Origin of the sequence: Microbacterium sp. TPD7012, from assembly GCF_003075395.1 — a bacterium.
Taxonomy (GTDB): domain Bacteria; phylum Actinomycetota; class Actinomycetes; order Actinomycetales; family Microbacteriaceae; genus Microbacterium.
Window position 1 is genome coordinate 98,612 of sequence record NZ_QDFV01000003.1, and the last position, 17,065, is coordinate 115,676.

Annotated in this window: 16 protein-coding genes; 8 read left to right on the plus strand and 8 right to left on the minus strand. The window is 68.1% G+C overall.

The window, feature by feature from the left end:
* Window positions 1-28: 28 nt before the first annotated feature.
* The 4 genes from DC434_RS08510 to DC434_RS08525 form a co-directional block, all read right to left on the minus strand.
* Window positions 29-2,170 carry a 3-hydroxyacyl-CoA dehydrogenase NAD-binding domain-containing protein gene (locus tag DC434_RS08510; RefSeq protein ID WP_243408870.1) on the minus strand — a complete coding sequence of 714 codons (2,142 nt, stop codon included), beginning with the start codon at window positions 2,168-2,170 and terminating at the stop codon, window positions 29-31.
* A complete protein-coding gene (locus DC434_RS08515) occupies window positions 2,170-3,375 on the minus strand; it encodes a thiolase family protein (protein ID WP_116634872.1) in 1,206 nt (401 codons plus the stop codon). The genes DC434_RS08510 and DC434_RS08515 overlap by 1 nt, the downstream gene beginning before the upstream one ends.
* Window positions 3,376-3,448: 73 nt before the next feature.
* A complete protein-coding gene (locus tag DC434_RS08520) occupies window positions 3,449-4,642 on the minus strand; it encodes an HRDC domain-containing protein (protein WP_116634873.1) in 1,194 nt (397 codons plus the stop codon).
* The gene (locus DC434_RS08525; protein WP_279303204.1) at window positions 4,635-5,216 is read right to left on the minus strand and encodes a DUF3000 domain-containing protein; all 582 of its coding nucleotides are present in this window, start codon (window positions 5,214-5,216) and stop codon (window positions 4,635-4,637) included. Before DC434_RS08525 ends, DC434_RS08520 begins: the two co-directional genes overlap by 8 nt.
* Window positions 5,217-5,241: 25 nt before the next feature.
* Here DC434_RS08525 and DC434_RS08530 point away from each other — a divergent pair, with 25 nt between their 5' ends.
* Entirely contained in the window at window positions 5,242-6,396 is a 1,155-nt protein-coding gene (locus DC434_RS08530; RefSeq protein WP_116634874.1) for an alpha/beta fold hydrolase, read from the plus strand.
* Here DC434_RS08530 and DC434_RS08535 read toward each other — a convergent pair.
* Window positions 6,380-6,811: a SufE family protein gene (locus tag DC434_RS08535; RefSeq protein WP_116634875.1), complete on the minus strand. Its 432-nt coding sequence runs from the start codon at window positions 6,809-6,811 to the stop codon at window positions 6,380-6,382. The genes DC434_RS08530 and DC434_RS08535 overlap by 17 nt on opposite strands.
* Window positions 6,812-6,830: 19 nt before the next feature.
* Window positions 6,831-7,724, minus strand: coding sequence for a sulfurtransferase (locus DC434_RS08540; protein WP_116634876.1), 894 nt, complete (start codon window positions 7,722-7,724; stop codon window positions 6,831-6,833).
* A gap of 146 nt (window positions 7,725-7,870) precedes the next feature.
* On the opposite strand from DC434_RS08540, the gene zapE reads away from it, so the two are divergent.
* The 3 genes from zapE (at window position 7,871) to DC434_RS08555 (ending at window position 10,888) form a co-directional block, all read left to right on the plus strand.
* Entirely contained in the window at window positions 7,871-8,908 is a 1,038-nt protein-coding gene (gene zapE / locus DC434_RS08545) for a cell division protein ZapE (protein WP_116634877.1), read from the plus strand.
* Between the two features lie 134 nt (window positions 8,909-9,042).
* A complete protein-coding gene (locus tag DC434_RS08550; protein WP_116634878.1) occupies window positions 9,043-10,281 on the plus strand; it encodes an ammonium transporter in 1,239 nt (412 codons plus the stop codon).
* A gap of 19 nt (window positions 10,282-10,300) precedes the next feature.
* Window positions 10,301-10,888, plus strand: coding sequence for a type II toxin-antitoxin system PemK/MazF family toxin (locus DC434_RS08555; RefSeq protein ID WP_116634879.1), 588 nt, complete (start codon window positions 10,301-10,303; stop codon window positions 10,886-10,888).
* On the opposite strand, the gene DC434_RS08560 is transcribed toward DC434_RS08555, so the two are convergent.
* Window positions 10,854-12,014 (minus strand): DUF1611 domain-containing protein, encoded by a 1,161-nt coding sequence (locus DC434_RS08560; protein WP_116634880.1) that lies wholly within the window; start codon window positions 12,012-12,014, stop codon window positions 10,854-10,856. The genes DC434_RS08555 and DC434_RS08560 overlap by 35 nt on opposite strands.
* Window positions 12,015-12,229: 215 nt before the next feature.
* Between DC434_RS08560 and DC434_RS08565 the strand changes: the two genes are divergently transcribed.
* Window positions 12,230-12,616: an SPW repeat protein gene (locus DC434_RS08565; protein ID WP_116634881.1), complete on the plus strand. Its 387-nt coding sequence runs from the start codon at window positions 12,230-12,232 to the stop codon at window positions 12,614-12,616.
* A 47-nt stretch (window positions 12,617-12,663) separates the two neighbouring features.
* Here DC434_RS08565 and DC434_RS08570 read toward each other — a convergent pair whose 3' ends face one another.
* Entirely contained in the window at window positions 12,664-13,089 is a 426-nt protein-coding gene (locus DC434_RS08570; RefSeq protein WP_116634882.1) for a GIY-YIG nuclease family protein, read from the minus strand.
* A 110-nt stretch (window positions 13,090-13,199) separates the two neighbouring features.
* On the opposite strand from DC434_RS08570, the gene DC434_RS08575 reads away from it, so the two are divergent.
* The 3 genes from DC434_RS08575 to DC434_RS08585 all read left to right on the plus strand — a co-directional run bounded on the left by DC434_RS08575 (window position 13,200) and on the right by DC434_RS08585 (window position 16,974).
* Window positions 13,200-14,282 carry a PQQ-dependent sugar dehydrogenase gene (locus DC434_RS08575; protein ID WP_116634883.1) on the plus strand — a complete coding sequence of 361 codons (1,083 nt, stop codon included), beginning with the start codon at window positions 13,200-13,202 and terminating at the stop codon, window positions 14,280-14,282.
* A gap of 65 nt (window positions 14,283-14,347) precedes the next feature.
* On the plus strand, window positions 14,348-15,313 hold the full coding sequence (locus DC434_RS08580; protein WP_116634884.1) for a TIGR03885 family FMN-dependent LLM class oxidoreductase: 966 nt from the start codon (window positions 14,348-14,350) through the stop codon (window positions 15,311-15,313).
* Entirely contained in the window at window positions 15,310-16,974 is a 1,665-nt protein-coding gene (locus DC434_RS08585; protein ID WP_116634885.1) for an alpha-amylase family protein, read from the plus strand. The genes DC434_RS08580 and DC434_RS08585 overlap by 4 nt, the downstream gene beginning before the upstream one ends.
* The last annotated feature ends 91 nt before the right edge of the window (window positions 16,975-17,065 follow it).

Here is a 17,065-nt window from a genome sequence, read left to right on the forward strand (position 1 = left end):
GGGGCGTTCCCCGTCGGTCGTACCGCGCTCAGCGGCTCTCGATGCCGCGGATCTGCGGGGTGTGGAACGAGCCTCCGAAAGCCCGGTCGGACGCGCCTTCGCGGTCGAGGTACGGCGAGGCGCCACCGTCGATGAACGGCCAGCCGGCGCCCAGGATCAGACACAGATCGATGTCCTCGACCTCGGGCACGACCCCTTCGTCCAGCATGAGCTTGATCTCGGTGGCGAGGCCGTCCTGCACGCGCTGCAGGATGGTCGCGGCCGAGGCCGGCGCCTTGCCGACCGCCGGCTTGAGCACCTTCTCCGCCTGCTTCGTCCAGCCGGTCACGCGACCGCCCCTGTCCTTCTCGACCACCGCATCCAGCTCTGCGAGGGCGTGGAAGTTCTCGTTGGCGTAGAAGCGGTCCGGGAAGGCATGCACCATCGTGTCCTGCACGTGAGCTGCGACCTTCCAGCCGACCAGATCGATCAGCTGGAACGGACCCATCGGGAGCCCGAGCGGACCGAAGGCCTTCTCCACCTCCGCGATCGGCGTGCCCTCGTAGACGGCCCGTGCCGCCTCGCCCATGACCTTGGCGAGCAGGCGGTTCACGACGAAGCCCGGCGCGTCGGCGGTGAGCACGGCGTTCTTGCCCAGATTCTTCGCGACGACGAAGGCGGTCGAGAGTGCGGCATCCGCCGTCGCCGGCGTCTTCACGATCTCGATCAGCGGCATCACGGCCACCGGGTTGAAGAAGTGGAAGCCGACGAGGCGCTCGGGGTGCGCCAGCTTCGATCCGATCTCCTCGACCGAGAGCGACGAGGTGTTGGTGGCGAGGATCGCGTCCTCGGCGATGATCTTCTCGATCTCCCCGAACACCTGCTGCTTGACGCCGACCTCTTCGAACACGGCCTCGATCACGAAGTCGCAGTCCGCGTACAGGGTCTTGTCGGTCGTGCCGGTGACCAGCGCGCGCAGCTTGTTCGCGGCGTCGGAGTCGAGCCGACCCTTCGCCTCGAGCTTGCCGATCTCCTCGTGGATGTACGCCACGCCCTTGTCGACGCGTGCCTGATCCAGATCGGTGATCAGCACCGGGACCTGGAGCTTGCGCACGAACAGCAGCGCGAACTGGCTGGCCATGAGGCCTGCGCCGATGATGCCGACCTTCGTGACCTTCTTCGCGAGCTCCTTGTCGGGAGCGCCTACGGGGCGCTTCGCCCGCTTCTGCACCAGGTCGAACGCGTACATCGAGGCGGCGAACTGGTCGCCGGTCACGAGTTCGGCCAGCGCCTCGTCCTCGCGGGCGAAGCCCTCGGCCTTCGTGCCGCTCTTCGCCTTGTCGAGAAGGTCGAGCGCCGCGTAGGGGGACTTCGGAACGGTGCCGATCTTCGACTCCAGCATGCCGCGGGCCATCTTGATCGCGATCGGCCACTTGGTGAGGCGCTCGATCTTGCCCGGCTCGTTCCTGCGCTCGACCTTCTTGCCGCCGAGGACCGCGTCGGCCCACGCCAGCGAGTTCTCGAGATAGTTCGCCGCGGGGAAGATCGCGTCGACGATCCCCAGGTCGAACGCCTGCTGCGGCTTCAGCATCCGGTTCTGCTTGAGCGGGTTCGAGATGACGACCTCGAGAGCGTTCTCGATGCCGATGAGGTTCGGCAGGAGGTAGGCACCGCCCCAGCCGGGGATGATGCCGAGGAAGACCTCCGGCAGCGCGATGGCCGCCGCCGACGCGTCGACCGTGCGGTACGACGAGTTGAGCGCGATCTCCAGACCGCCGCCGAGAGCGAGGCCGTTCACGAAGGCGAACGAGGGGACTCCGAGCTCGCTGAGCTTGCCGAGCACCTTGTGCCCCAGCTGGGCGATCAGGCGTGCGTTGTCGCGCGACCCGACCTTGCTGATGTCGGACAGGTCGGCGCCGGCGGCGAGGATGTACTGCTTGCCGGTGATGCCGACCGCCTGGATCTCGCCGGCAGCTGCTCGCGCCGTGAGTCCGTCGAGGGTCTCGCCGAGCTCGGTGAGCGTGGCAGGACCCAGCGTGTTGGGACGGTTGTGGTCGCGACCGTTGTCGAGCGTGATCAGGGCGAGGGTCTTGCCGGAGGCGAGGCGGATGTCGCGCACGGGGGAGTGCGTGACGACCTCTCCCTCGGTGAGGGCCTGGATGGGCGAGAAGTCGACGTCTTCGTAGCTCACTACTTCTTCTTCTTTCCGTCGTAGTGCGGGTTCTCCCAGATGACCGAGCCGCCCTGGCCCAGCCCGACGCACATCGCCGTCAGGCCGTAGCGGACGTCGGGGCGCTCGGCGAACTGCGCCGCGAGCTGGATCATCAGACGCACACCGGAGGCGGCGAGCGGGTGTCCGAGGGCGATGGCACCGCCCCACTGGTTGACTCGGGGGTCGTCGTCGGCGATGCCGAAGTGGTCGAGCAGGGAGATCACCTGGATGGCGAAGGCCTCGTTCAGCTCGAACAGTCCGATGTCGGAGATCTGCAGACCCGCCTTCTTCAGCGCCTTCTCCGTCGAGGGGATCGGTCCGATACCCATGATCTCGGGCTGGACACCGGCGAAGGCGAACGAGACCATCCGCATCTTCGGGGCGAGACCCAGCTCCTTGACGGCGCCGCCCCCGGCCAGCAGCGACATGGTCGCGCCGTCGGTGAGCGGCGAGGAGGTTCCTGCGGTGACGCGTCCGTGGGGACGGAACGGGGTCTTGAGCGCAGCCAGGTCCTCCATGGTCGTCTGCGGGCGTCGCCCCTCGTCCTCGGACGCGAGACCCCAGGCGCCGTCGGCGCCCTTGATCGCGACGGAGACCAGGTCGGGCTGGATCTTGCCCGCGTCGTACGCCGCCTGCACCTTGTGCTGGCTGAGCATCCCGAAGCGGTCGGAGCGCTCCTTCGTGAGGTGCGGGAAGCGGTCGAAGATCCGCTCGGCCGTGACGCCCATGTTGAGGGCTCCGGGGTCGACCATCTTCTCGGCCACGAACCGCGGGTTCGGGTCGGCGTTGCCGCCGATCGGGTGGTGGCCCATGTGCTCGACGCCGCCGGCGAGGGCCAGGTCGTACATCCCGACGCCGATCGATGCGCCCATGGTGGTCACGCTGGTCATCGCACCGGCGCACATGCGCTCGACGGCGAGGCCGGGGACGGTCTGCGGGAGCCCCGCGAGGATCGCCACGGATCGCCCGAGAGTGAGGCCCTGGTCGCCGGTCTGACTCGTCGCGGCGATCGCGACGTCGTCGATGCGATCCGCCGGGACGGCCGCGTTGCGCTCCATGAGGCCGATGGTCGCCTTCACGGCGAGGTCATCAGCGCGGGTGTTCCAGTACATGCCCTTTTCGCCGGCGCGCCCGAAGGGGGTGCGCACTCCATCGACGAAGAAGACGTCCGAGATCTCGGCCACTCTGCCTCCAAGTTTGTGCGGTCGCCTCAGTCTATGAACGGGCGGAAACCGGGAGGAATCGGTTGGATCGAACCTACGAAGCGGGTGCGGGGGTGGTGTCGGGCGATTGCGCCGCCTCTACAAAGGCAGTCGCGATCTTCTGTGCGGTCTGTGCAATCTGCCACGGACGTGCGCCGAGCGCCGAGAGGGCGGCGCCGATGTCTTCGGCGGTCTCGCCCGGCGCGTCCCACGCCACGCGGCGCAGGAACTCCGGGGTCAGCAGATTCTCGGTCGGCATGCCCAGTTCCTCGGCGACGGCCTCGACCACCGGGCGCGCGGCCTTCAGACGTGCGTCGGCCTCGGGATTCCGGTCGGACCAGGCACGCGGCGGCGGCAGCGCGTCGCTCGGAACCCGTTCGCGGGGGAGTTCCTCGGTGGCACGACCGTCGACGATGGCCTGCCACCAGCGGTCCAGCTGCGTGCGGCTCGCGCGCCCCTGGAACTCCTTGATGCCGGCGAGTGCCTGCTTCGACTGCGGGTTCGCCATGACGGCGGCGACGAGCGAGCGGTCCGGAACGAGTCGCCCGGGGGAGACGTCCTGCTCCTGCGCGAAGGTCTCGCGCGCCTGCCACAGGGAACGGGCGACCGCGAGATTGCGGGCGCCGCGGACCTGGTGCAGTCCGCTGAGACGGCGCCACGGATCCTCGCGCGGAGGCTTGGGCAGCCGGGTCAGGGTGGCGGCGAACTCCTCGGCGGCGAACTCGGTCTTCTCCTGCTCCGCGAGCTCCGCAACGAGGGCGTCGCGGACGTCGATCAGGTGCAGCACGTCGAGCGCGGCGTAGTCGAGCCACGAGTCCGGGAGCGGGCGCGTCGACCAGTCAGAGGCGGAGTGCTCCTTTTTGAGAGTGATCCCGAGGGTGTCCTCGACGACGGCCGCGAGGCCGACACGGTCGTGCCCGAGCAGGCGCGACGCGAGTTCCGTGTCGAAGATCGACGGCGGCTCGAGATGCAGCTCGCGGAGTGAGGGAAGGTCCTGGCTGGCGGCGTGGAACACCCACTCGGCCTCGCCGATCGCCTCCTGGAGCGGTGAGAAATCGCCGAGCTCGGGCGGATCGAAGAGGAACACGCCCGCGTCCCGCCGGAACACCTGCACGAGGTACGCGCGCTGCGAGTAGCGGAAGCCCGACGCGCGTTCGACATCGACGGCGACCGGCCCGGTGCCCGCCGCGAGCGCAGCGCACGCTGCGCGGAACTCCTCGACATCCGAGATCACGGAGTATTCAGTCACGTACTGCCTTTCGAGCGCCGAACACGGCGATGCCCTCGGAGCCCGGCGGAAGTCCCGCCAGCATTCCGACCAGCTCGGCCCATGCTTCGACGTGCGGTCGGAACGGGCCTTCCGGAGTCCAGGACGCCCGCAATTCTATCTGTGCGCCGTCGCCTTCGACGGCGAGAGCGCCGAATCCCTTCGACAGCGTCTTCGTGGAGGTGCCGGATGCCGAGTGGTAGATCGCGTCGCGGGAGTCGAGCGCGTCGACCAGCCAGGACCACGTGACGTCCGCCAGGAGGGGGTCGGTGCCGATCTCGCTCTCGAGCGGCGCCTGCGCGAAGATCACGATGCGCCATGCCCCGCCCCAGGCTCCCGGTTCGTCCGGATCGTGCAGCAGCACGAATCGACCGGTGCCGTAGACCGACTCTCCGTCGCCCCCTGGTCGCACGTCGGCGGCGAGCGCGATGGCGAAGGGCGCCAGGCCCTGAGGCGTGGAGATCTCGCGCACCGTGATGTCGTCGCGGAACGCGGTCTCGCGCAGTTCGGCCATCGCGCTGTCGAAGGGGGTCCCGGCATCGGGGTGTGCGGTCACGGCAACAGGCTAGAGTCAGGAGGCGATGAAGAGTCTCAGGCACGCCGTTGCACTCCTTGTCCCCGCTCTGCTCGCACTCGGGGCCGCCCTGTCGTTCCTCGTGTTCGGCGTGGCTCGTCGCGTCGTCACCCCGATGCGCCGACCGGTCGACACGCAGATCCTCGCGGTCGACACCGGTGCGCAGACCATCGAGCTCGAACGCACGGTCGACACCGAGCTTCCTGGACGTTACGGGCTGTTCACGACAGGCACCTACGGCTACGTGAAGCTCGGCGCCGTCCTCGGCGTCGATGCGACCAGCGTGCGGCGCAAGCTGCTGACGAAGATCGAGACGGGGGCCAGGGTCGATCGGGGGGCGGGATTCAGCGGCTACTACTACTCGTCGCCGAGTGAGCTGCATCTGTCCTGGCAGAACGTGCTGATCGGATCACCCGCGGGGCCCTGCCCTGCCTGGTTCTTCCCAGCGACGTCGACGACGTGGGTGATCCAGGTGCACGGGCGCGGAGCCACGCGGGTGGAGTGCCTGCGGGCGGTCCCGGTTCTGCATGCCGCCGGATTCCCCAACCTCGTGGTGTCGTACCGGAACGACAGCGAGGCGCCGCGCAGCCGGGCCGGCGCCTACGCCCTCGGGACCGCGGAGTGGCGGGACGTGGATGCGGCGATCGCCTACGCACTGCGCCACGGCGCCGAGCGGGTGATCCTGATGGGCTGGTCGATGGGAGGCGCCGTCTCCCTGCAGGCGGCGGTCAGCTCGAGCTATCGGGAGCGCATCGTCGGTCTGATCCTGGAGTCCCCGGTCGTCGACTGGCGCACCGTGCTGCGCTTCCAGGCCCGGATCGCGGGTGTCCGCGCACCGCTCCCGGAACTGGCGATGAGCGCCCTGCAACGCCCCCTCACCGCACGGATCAGCGGCGCGGACGACGCGATCTCGTTCGACCGGCTCGACATGGTCGCGCGCGCCGGCGAGCTGACAGCGCCGATGCTCATCCTCCACAGCGTGGACGACGGATTCGTGCCGATCGACTCGTCGGTGGCCCTTCAGCAGGCACGACCGGATCTCGTGACCATGCCCGAGTTCAGCGTCGCCCGGCACACGAAGATCTGGAACTACGATCAGCCCGGCTGGACCGCGGCGATCACCGACTGGGTCGAGGCGCAGGGCTTCAGCGCTTCTGCCTGACCTGCTTCTTCGCGCGCATCAGCATCCCGGTCATCCCACCGATCCGCAGCGGCGAGACCGCCTTCGTGAGTCCGATCGACTGCGGGTAGTCGTCGGGGATGGCGAGCACCTCGTCGGATGTGAGTCCGGTGATGCCCTGCACGAGGATGCTGGCGAACCCGCGGGTGGTCGGCGCCTCCGGCGGTGCGGTCGCATGCATCGTGACGATGTCGTCGTTCACCTCGACGTAGATGTAGACCGGCGACTGGCACTCCGCGACGCGCTCGCACATCTCCGGATGGTTCGCGACCTCGTCGGAGACGGGGGGAAGCTCGTCGGAGTACTCGAGCAGCAGCAGGAGCCGATCCGACTCGGGGGTCTCCAGGAAGCCGTCGCGGATGTCGGCGAGGATGTCAGGAAGGTCGCTGGCGCTCATCCCTGACATCCTCCCATGTTCAGAGCGAGCCGGGCTCGGCACCCGTCACGATCGGAACCCGCACGGCGCTGCCCCACTCGGTCCAGGAGCCGTCGTAGTTGCGCACGTTCTCGAAGCCGAGCAGGTGCTTGAGCACGAACCAGGTGTGGCTGGAGCGTTCACCGATCCGGCAGTACGCCACGACGTCGTCGCCGTCCTTCAGCCCGGCACCGTCACGGTAGATCGCGTCGAGCTCGGCGCGGCTCTTGAAGCCGCCGTCCTCCGCGACGGCCTTGGCCCACGGCACGCTCTGCGCGGTGGGGATGTGCCCGGCGCGCAGCGTGCCCTCCTCGGGGTAGGCGGGAGCGGTCGTGCGCTCTCCGCTGTACTCCTCGGGGGAGCGGACATCGATCAGCGGGTTGCCGATGTGCGTGAGGACGTCTTCCTTGTAGGCGCGGATCACGGAGTCGTCGCGCTCGACGACCGGGTACTCCGTCGCGGGGCGCGTGGTGGCGTCGCGCGTGAGCTCGCGTCCCTCGGAGATCCAGCGGTCGCGGCCGCCGTCGAGCAGTCGCACGTCCTCGTGTCCGAAGAGGGAGAACACCCAGAGGGCGTAGGCCGCCCACCAGTTGTTCTTGTCGCCGTAGATGACGACCGTGTCGTCGCGGGCGATGCCCTTGCGGCTGAGCAGCTGGGCGAAGCCCTCGCCGTCGACGTAGTCGCGCACGACCGGGTCGTTGAGCTCGGTGTGCCAGTCGACCTTCACGGCACCGGGGATGTGTCCGGTCTCGTAGAGGAGCACGTCCTCATCGGACTCGACGACGACGAGACCAGGCTGTCCGAGGCGCTCCGCCAGCCATTCGGTCGTCACCAGACGGCCGGGTTCGGCGTACTCGGCGAACTTGGGGGAGGAGGAATCGATCTCGATGGCCATGGGGTTCTCCGAAGCATTGAGCGGGCGAGGGTGCGGTGGCGGACGGCGTAGTGTGGAGCCGTCCCTTCGACGATAGATCCCCTCAGTGCGCCCTGCACCCGATTCGTAAGACTTCGACACAGGTGCGCACCCGATTCAGGACCGTGATGACCGACACGACCAGCCGCACGGGAATCGTGCACCTCACCGAGCGCCAGCCCGCCGTCAGCGGACCCGAGATGCTGGCCAGTCTGGTGCCGCCGCCGCAGTTCGACACGGCCACGTTCGACAGCTATCGCGCGGATCCCGCCTACCCCTCTCAGGAGGAGGCCAAGGAGACGCTGATCCGCTTCGCCGGTCGCGGCGGCCCGGTCAAGCGCGGCGGGTTCTTCAGCCGGGCGAAGAAGGAGCCAGAGGTCAAGCCGGGGGTGTACCTGGACGGTGGCTTCGGCGTGGGCAAGACGCACCTTCTCGCGTCGATCTATCACGCGATGCCCGCACGCAGGAAGTACTTCGGGTCGTTCATCGAGTACACCGCGCTCGTGGGCGCACTCGGCTACAAGAACACGGTCGACCTGCTCAAGGGCGCCGACCTCCTCTGCATCGACGAGTTCGAACTCGACGACCCGGGCGACACCATGGTCATGACGCGTCTGCTCGGCGAACTCGTCCCGACGGGCACCCGCCTCGCCGCGACCTCGAACACCCCGCCGAACGCTCTCGGCGAAGGACGCTTCGCGGCGCAGGACTTCCTTCGCGAGATCCACGCGATGTCGGACAGCTTCCAGACGATCCGGATCGACGGCGTCGACTTCCGGCAGCGCGCTCTGGACGGCCATGCCGTCGTCCTCGACGACGAGGCCTACGACAGCGCGCGTGAGGCGGGCGCGACCGCCGGCACGGCATCCGATGACCGCTTCGATGATCTGATCCGTCATCTGGCCCAGGTGCATCCGTCCCGCTACATCCGCGTGATCGACGGACTCGACCAGGTCGGCCTCCGCGGCGTCCGCCAGCTGACCGATCAGTCCGAGGCGCTGCGGTTCGTCGCGTTCGTGGACCGGGTGTACGACGCCCAGATCCCGATCATCGCCACAGGCCTCGGTCTGGACGCCGTGTTCTCCGATGAGATGCTCGCCGGCGGATACCGCAAGAAGTACCTTCGCGCCATCTCCCGACTGAACGCGCTGACGCATTCTGCGTGACCCTGCAGGCCCGTGTAACGCGATGTTCACACCCGGAGCCCTTCTGTAACACCGGAGAAACAAACCTCACGCATGCGCGAAACCGCGCGTCGTCACACTGAAGCTCTCAATTACTTCGGATGTGAGGTTTTCCTATGGATGCTCCCGGCAACATCTCGTGGGCGATCACCGCGACAGCGCTGGTCCTGCTCATGACGCCTGGCGTCGCCTTCTTCTACGGCGGTCTCGTCAAGGCGAAGAGCGTCGTCAGCATGATGATGATGAGCTTCGGCTCGATCGGCCTTGTCGCCGTGCTGTGGATTCTCTTCGGCTTCTCCATGAGCGCCGTCGACAGTCCGACCGCCTTCGCCGGCAACCCCTTCGCCGACTTCGGGCTCTCGAGCCTGGCCTCGGGTGAGGGATCGAACGTCGCCCTTCTCGGTGTCGCCTACGGCGCGACGTTCGCGATCATCACGGTCGCCCTGATCTCCGGCGCCATCGCCGACCGCGCGAAGTTCGGCAGCTGGCTGATCTTCGCCGGTGTCTTCGCCACCGTCGGCTACTTCCCCGTCGCCGCATGGGTCTGGGGCGGCGGCTGGATCATGAACCTCGGCACCACGCTGTTCGGTGAGGACAGCGGGATCGGCGTCATCGACTACGCCGGCGGTACCGCTGTGCACATCAATGCGGGCGCTGCGGCCCTCGCCCTCGCGATCGTCCTCGGAAAGCGCATCGGCTTCCAGAAGGGCATCCTCAAGCCGCACAACGTGCCGCTGACGCTGCTCGGCGCTGCGCTGCTGTGGTTCGGCTGGTTCGGCTTCAACGCCGGTGCGGAGTGGCTCGCCGAGGACATGGGCGGTGTCGGACTCATCGGTCTCAACACGCTCGGCGCCACGGCTGCTGCCATCCTCGGCTGGATCCTGATCGAGAAGATCAAGGACGGAAAGCCCACCTCGGTCGGCGCCGCATCCGGTGCGGTCGCCGGTCTCGTCGCCATCACCCCGGCGTGCGCCAACCTGACGCCCGGCTGGTCGCTCCTGCTCGGCGCCGTCGCCGGTATCGTCTGCGCTCTCGCGGTCGAGCTGAAGTTCCGCCTCGGTTTCGACGACTCGCTCGACGTGGTCGGCATCCACCTCGTCGGCGGCCTGATCGGAACCCTGTACCTGGGCTTCTTCGCCACCGACACCGGCCTGTTCGTCGGCGGCGACGCCCGCCAGCTCGCCGTCCAGGTGATCGCCGCTCTGGGTGTGCTCATCTACTCCTTCGTCGTCGCCTTCATCATCGGCTTCGCGATCGAGAAGACGATCGGCTTCCGCGTCACGAACGAAGACGAGATCGCCGGTGTGGACCAGGTCGTGCACGGCGAGGAGGGCTACGCTCTCGCGGACGCATGACAGCGGTTAGGGTGACCGTGTGAGCAATACCGACGGCATCCTGGCGACACTCGCGCAGATCCTGCAGAAGCTGCTGGGGTCGGACCGGGCGTCTCGGACAGAACATCGTCCGAGACGCCCGGTCGCGCGTCTGCGGACGTCCTCGGAAGCACGGGTGCCGGTCGATGCGTCGCAGGATCGGGGGAGCGGCAGTGACACGGCCACGATCCGGATCGACCCCGAGCGCATTGACGATCTGCAGGTCGCCTACGCTCCCGAACGCGACGGAGCCCCGGACGCCGGCGAGATCGTCTGGACCTGGGTGCCCTACGAGGAGAACGACGGTCGAGGCAAGGACCGACCGGTGCTCGTCATCGGGCGGGCTTCGGCGGACCGCGTGTACGCCGTCCGCATGACCAGTCGGGCACACGACGGCGACCGCGACTTCCTCACGATCGGTGCCGGCTCCTGGGACTCGCAGGGACGCGAGTCCTGGGTTGACATCGAGCAGCTGTACAGCGTGCACGAGCACGGCCTGCGGCGTGAGGCGGCTGTGCTCGACCGCGGGCGCTACGACAGGGTCGCGAGTGCGCTCACACGCCGCTACGGCTGGGCTGCAGCGGGCTGAGCGACGGGAACGCCTGCAGCACCATCTCGACGAGCTCGGTCAGCGGGCGCGTCAGGGGATCGGTGGCCGGGAGCCCCAGGCTCAGTTCGATCTCGTCGATCGACGCGCTGAGCTGAGCCTCGGAGAGGTTCTCGTGGTTCACGGTGATCCCGATGACCCTGGTGTCAGCGAAGGCCTCGATGAGCGCGACCTCGCTCTCCACGGTGGGCATCGCGACCATCGGGAAGTCCCCGAGGTTCTCGCGGCCGGGGGCGTGCTGCACGATGACGCCCGCCGGCTGGCTGCCGCGGAGGATGTGCGCGGAGGTGATGTACGCCGGGTGGCTGAGCGCTCCCTGGCCCTCGACGATGATCACGTCGGGGTCTTCGCCCTCGAACGCGGCGACGACCTGGTTCTCGACCTCGCCCGAGCAGAACTGGGGGACGAGGGCGTCCAGCGCTACCCCGTACTTTCCGCCCTGGATGATCGTGGTCTGCCCCGTGCCGACCATCACGGCATGGATGCCATGCTCGTTCAGCGCGCGCACCAGCAGGGTCGCGGTCGTGCGCTTGCCGATCGCTCCATCTGTTCCGAGAATGGCGATCCGGGGGCACGTGACGTCGAAGATGCGCCCCGAGAAGAGGTGCAGATCCTTCTTCTCCTTGGGGCGGCGGATGTCGGTGATGGTGACACCGGCGAGCAGGCTCGCCGCGACGAACTCCGCGTCATCCGTCAAGAACTCGTGCAGGCCGTTGATGATGTGCATCCCGCGCGCGATCCCATCCAGCAGCACGGTGCGCTGCCCGGGCGAGAGCAGGCCGTCGGCGGGCGCGACGCCGCAGATGAGGTAGTCGGGAACGTGTCCGGCGTGAGCGATCGCGGCGGTGAGGCCGTCGAGGACCGGGATCCCGACCGCCGTGCCGTCGAGCAGCATCCCGGCATCCGCCCCCGCGTGCGTGCTGTCGATGACGCTGAGGATCTCGTACTTCTCGGAGTGGCGGACGAGCCCGTTGGCCGTCTTGCCGTCCTGCTCGCCGAACTGGCCCTCGCAGTAGATGACTGCGGTCGTGCCCGTGGGGAGCTGCGGCTCCGACCAGGAATGGGCGGAGGAATCGCTCGAAGCAACGGGCAGGGATGGGTGAGACATGGCTCTCCTCTGATCGCACAGAGGAGGCGACGGAGAACGAAATGGCCGAGAACGGCCCGTTGGTCGACAAGAAGTCTTCCCTGATACCGGCACGATGCCGGTTCCCTCACCGTAGCAGGGCGGTCTGGGACTCAGCCGCGAGTCGAGCAATCCGATTCGGCGGGCGCGCCGAATCAGATGTGAGCCGCGACCGCGGCGAAGCACAAGGAGGAATCATGCGTTTCATTCCCACCAAGGTCCACGGAATCCTCGACTACATCGTCGGTGTGGCTCTCATCGCTGCGCCGTGGCTCTTCGGATTCGCCGGCATGGGCGGCCCTGCCGTCGTCATCCCGATCGTGCTCGGAGTCGGCCTGATCGTCTACAGCCTGTTCACCAAGTACGAGTGGGGCCCCTTCGGGTTCATCCCGATGCCGGTCCACCTCGTGTTCGACATCGTCGCGAGCCTGTTCCTCGCCCTGTCGCCGTGGATCTTCGGGTTCTCCGGTGAAGCGCTGAACGTCTGGCTGCCGCACGTCGTCGTCGGCGCCGCGGTCATCGTGGTCGTGCTGTTCTCGCAGCCGCAGCCGGAGACCGCTCGCGGCCGTGCCGCCACGGCCTGATCCCATGCCACAGAGGCGCTCCCGGCCACAGCCCGGGGGCGCCTCTGTCACGCCCGGAGAGCCTCGCTGAGCCATCGCGCGTAGAGCTCCCAGGGGTCGCCGATGCTGCGGAGACGCGCGATGTGGGCACGCAGCTCATCGTCGAGCGTGAACCACTCACCGCCTTCGCGCTGCGCCGCATACTCGCGGTGCCGCTGCTGTTCGACCGGCCGGCCGCCTCGCTCGAAGGCGAGGAGCTCGTCATGTCGGATGCTCGCGAGGCGCTGCCGAGGGCGTCGACTCGTGCCGATCTTCACGCGCCGGTCGTATCGCAGGTAATAGACCACCTCGATCTGAGGCAGCGGCAGATCGCTGTCGGGAACATCGCCGTACCGCCAGCCGCAGGTGCCGCAGATCCAGGCGCTGCCGAGGCGCGCCCCTGTGCGGCCTCCGCAGAGGTGGCAGGGACCGGGCAGGTCATGACTCGACGGCACAGCTCGAGCGTACGAGCAGGTGCCGACACGGCTCGGCGCGCGGTGTCACCCGAGGGTACCGAGGAGCGGAGCGGCCGCATAATGTCGAAGTCGGCGTGAGGGGAGAGGCGATGACGACCACGACAAGACGGTGCATCTGCGCGGGCGCGGCGGCATCCGCTGTCCTCGTGCTGGTGGCCTGCACGAGCGAGCCAGCCCCGCGTCCGCCCTCCGCGACGAGCGCAGCGCCGTCGTCGGTGGAGCCGGAGGAGGTGACGGTCGTGGCGCAGGACCTCGACGCGCCATGGTCCATCGCCTTCCGTGATGATGTGGCGCTGATCAGCGAACGCGACTCCGCCCGCATCCTCGAGCTCTCCGACGACGGCGAGGCTCGGGAGGTCGCGGTCATCGACGGTGTCGCGCCGCGGGGAGAGGGCGGACTTCTGGGGATCGCCGTCCATGAGGACTACCTGTACGTCTATCTCACGGGTGCCGACGAGAACCGCATCGAGCGCTTCGAGCTGACCGGGCCGGCCGGTGACCTCGCGTTGGGACGGGCGGACACCGTCATCTCCGGAATGGATGCCGCCGGCAACCACAACGGCGGACGCATCGCGTTCGGTCCCGACGGGATGCTCTACGCGACCGTGGGCGACGCGGGTGACCCCTCGAGCGCGCAGGATCTCGACTCCCTCTCGGGAAAGATCCTGCGCCTCACGCCGGAGGGGGAGATTCCTGCGGACAACCCCTTCGACGGCTCACCTGTCTACAGCTACGGGCATCGGAATCCGCAGGGTCTCGCGTGGGACGACGACGGCGTGCTGTACGCGAGCGAGTTCGGTCAGGACACCTGGGACGAGCTGAACGTCATCGAGGCGGGCGGCAACTACGGCTGGCCCGAGATCGAGGGCTTCGCCGACCGCGAGGGGTTCATCGACCCGGTGCAGCAGTGGAGCCCCGATGTCGCCAGCCCGAGTGGGATCGCCGTCGCGAACGGTGCCGTCGTGGTCGCGAACCTGCGCGGCGAGAGGCTCCGCGAGATTCCCCTGGCGGCTCTCGGAACCGCGAGCGAGCACCTCGTCGGCGAGTACGGGCGTCTGCGCGACGTCGTGCTCGCGCCGGACGGCACGCTGTGGGTCCTGACGAACAACACCGACGGGCGCGGGCAGCCGGCTGCGGGAGACGACCGCGTGATCAGCGTTCCGATCGGCTGACGGGTACGAGGCCGCGCCGTGTCCAGGCCCTGCCGAAAGTTCTCTTTCCTTGACAGACTCGGCTCATGGTCTTCATCGGTTTCCACGCGTCGCATGAGCAGATCGCCCCGAGCGCACTTCTCGATGCGGTCGCCGCGGCGGAAGGAGCGGGGTTCGACGGAGCCATGTGCTCCGATCATCTTGCACCGTGGAGTCCGCGCCAGGGGGAATCGGGGTTCGCTCTGAGCTGGATCGGGGCGGCCCTGGCACGAACCCGCTTCTCGATCGGCATGGTCAACGCCCCCGGACAGCGATACCACCCGGTGATGATCGCTCAGGCTTTCGCGACGCTCGAGGAGATGTTCCCCGGGCGATTCTGGGCGGCCATGGGGAGTGGAGAGGCCGTCAATGAACATGTCACCGGGGACGGCTGGCCACCCAAGCCGGAGCGGAACGCCCGCCTGCGGGAGAGTGTCGACGTCATCCGGCGCCTGATGGACGGGGACGAGGTCACCCGCGACGGTCTCGTCCGGGTGCATCGCGCACGGGTGTGGAGTCGACCTGCTCAGCCGCCGCCGCTGTTCGCCACCGCGGTGAGTGCGGAGACCGCCGCGTGGGCAGCCGGATGGGCGGACGGGCTCGCCACGGTCGCGCAGGAGCCGGCAGCGCTGAGACGGGTGGTGGCCGCGTATCGCACGGCCGGTGGTGGAGGACCCTGCATCCTCCAGGTTCACATCAGCTGGGCGCGCACCGACGCCGCGGCATTCTCGATCGCACGAGACCAGTGGCGCAACGGTCTGCTCACGCCGCCCGTGACCTGGGATCTCGAGCAGCCGGAGGACTTCGACGACGCCGTCGCAGGCCTCGACGATCACGGTCTGCGCAAGGCTGTGCTGATCGACCACGACCCGGTGTCACTGGCGTCTCGTATCGCCGAGCTGGCGGACATCGGGTTCGATCGCGTCTATCTGCATCACGTCGGCCGCGACCAGTCGGCGTTCCTCGACATGGCGGCGTCCGACCTGATCCCGTCCCTGAAGGAGCAGCTGTGAAGATCACCGACACGAGCGATCTGTGGTGGAAGTCCGCCGTCGTGTACTGCCTCGACGTCGAGACGTTCCTCGACTCCGACGGCGACGGCATCGGCGACCTTCAGGGACTCGCGCAGAGGATCGACTACCTTGCTCAGCTCGGCGTCACCTGCCTCTGGCTCATGCCGTTCTACCCGACGCCTGACCGAGACGACGGCTACGACATCAGCGACTTCTACGGGGTGGATCCCCGGCTGGGCACCCACGGCGACCTGGTGGAGGTGATCCGCACCGCCCGCGATCGCGGCATGCGTGTCATCGTGGATCTGGTCGTCAACCACACGTCGGACCGGCATCCGTGGTTCCTCGCAGCGAAGCGCAGCGTGAACTCCCCGTATCGCGCCTACTACGTCTGGCGTGACGATGCGCCGCCCAAGGGGCAGAAGAACGCGGTGTTCCCTGGCCAGGCCGATGGCATCTGGGAGAAGGACGAGAAGTCCGGGCAGTGGTATCTACACAGCTTCTACGAGCATCAGCCGGATCTCAACGTCGCGAATCCGAAGGTGCGCGATGAGATCGCGAAGGTCATCGGCTTCTGGCTGCAGCTGGGCATCTCGGGATTCCGCGTCGACGCCGTGCCGTTCCTGCTCGAGGCACCTCCCGGTGCGGTGATCCCGGACCCGCACGAGCTCCTGCGCGACATCCGGCGCTTCTTGCAGCGCCGCTCGAGCGAGGCGATCCTGCTCGGAGAGGTCAACCTGCCCTATGCCGAGCAGGTCGAGTACTTCGGTGGAGACGCGGGTGATGAGCTGACGATGCAGTTCGACTTCGTGGGGATGCAGGCGTTCTACCTGTCTCTCGTGCGCCGCGACCCGGCTCCGCTGATCGACGCCCTCACTTCCCGGCCGTCGTTGGGTGCAGAGGTGCAGTGGGCGAATTTCCTGCGCAACCACGACGAGCTCACACTCGACAAGCTCACCGACAGCGAGCGGCAGGAGGTGTTCGATGCGCTCGCGCCTGACGAGCGCCAGCGCGTGTTCGGCCGCGGAATCACCCGCCGGGTCCCGCCCATGCTCGAGGGCGACCCGCGACGGATACGGATGGCGTACAGCCTGCTCTTCACCCTGCCCGGCACCCCGGTGCTGTTCTACGGCGAAGAGATCGGCATGGGGGAAAATGTCGACATCGAAGGCCGCGAGTCGGTGCGGACTCCGATGCAGTGGTCGGCGGATCGCAATGGCGGCTTCTCGGATGCTGCGCCCTCGCGACTCGTCGCGCGGCCGCCCGCCGACGGATACGCGCCGCAGCATGTCAATGTCGCCTCCCAATTGGAGGACCGGGGTTCGCAGCTCCACTTCATCCGCGATCTCGTCTCGCGCTATCGGATCTCGCCGGAGCTGGGCTGGGGCGAATTCGAGGTGATCGATCAGCCGGCGCGGGCGCTGCTCGTCCACTCGCTGCGAGCGGATGTCGGTCGGGTGATCGCACTCCACAACTTCTCCGAGGTGCCCGTCGAGACGTCGTTCCGGCTTGCCGACGAGCCCGAGGGGACGACGCTCGTCGACCTTCTCGAGGCGGCGCGACTGACGCTCGGGCCAGGCGGTGCCGTCGAGCTGGAGGTGCCGGCGTACGGCTACCGCTGGCTGCGGGTCTCGCGACCGGGGGACGGGCGCGTAACCTGACCGTCTGATGATGGCTGGACGTCTGCGTCAGGCTGGGCGAAGTCCGCGTCTGTGGTGTCGCCCGAGTCGAGGTCGTTGACACGTTCGAGGG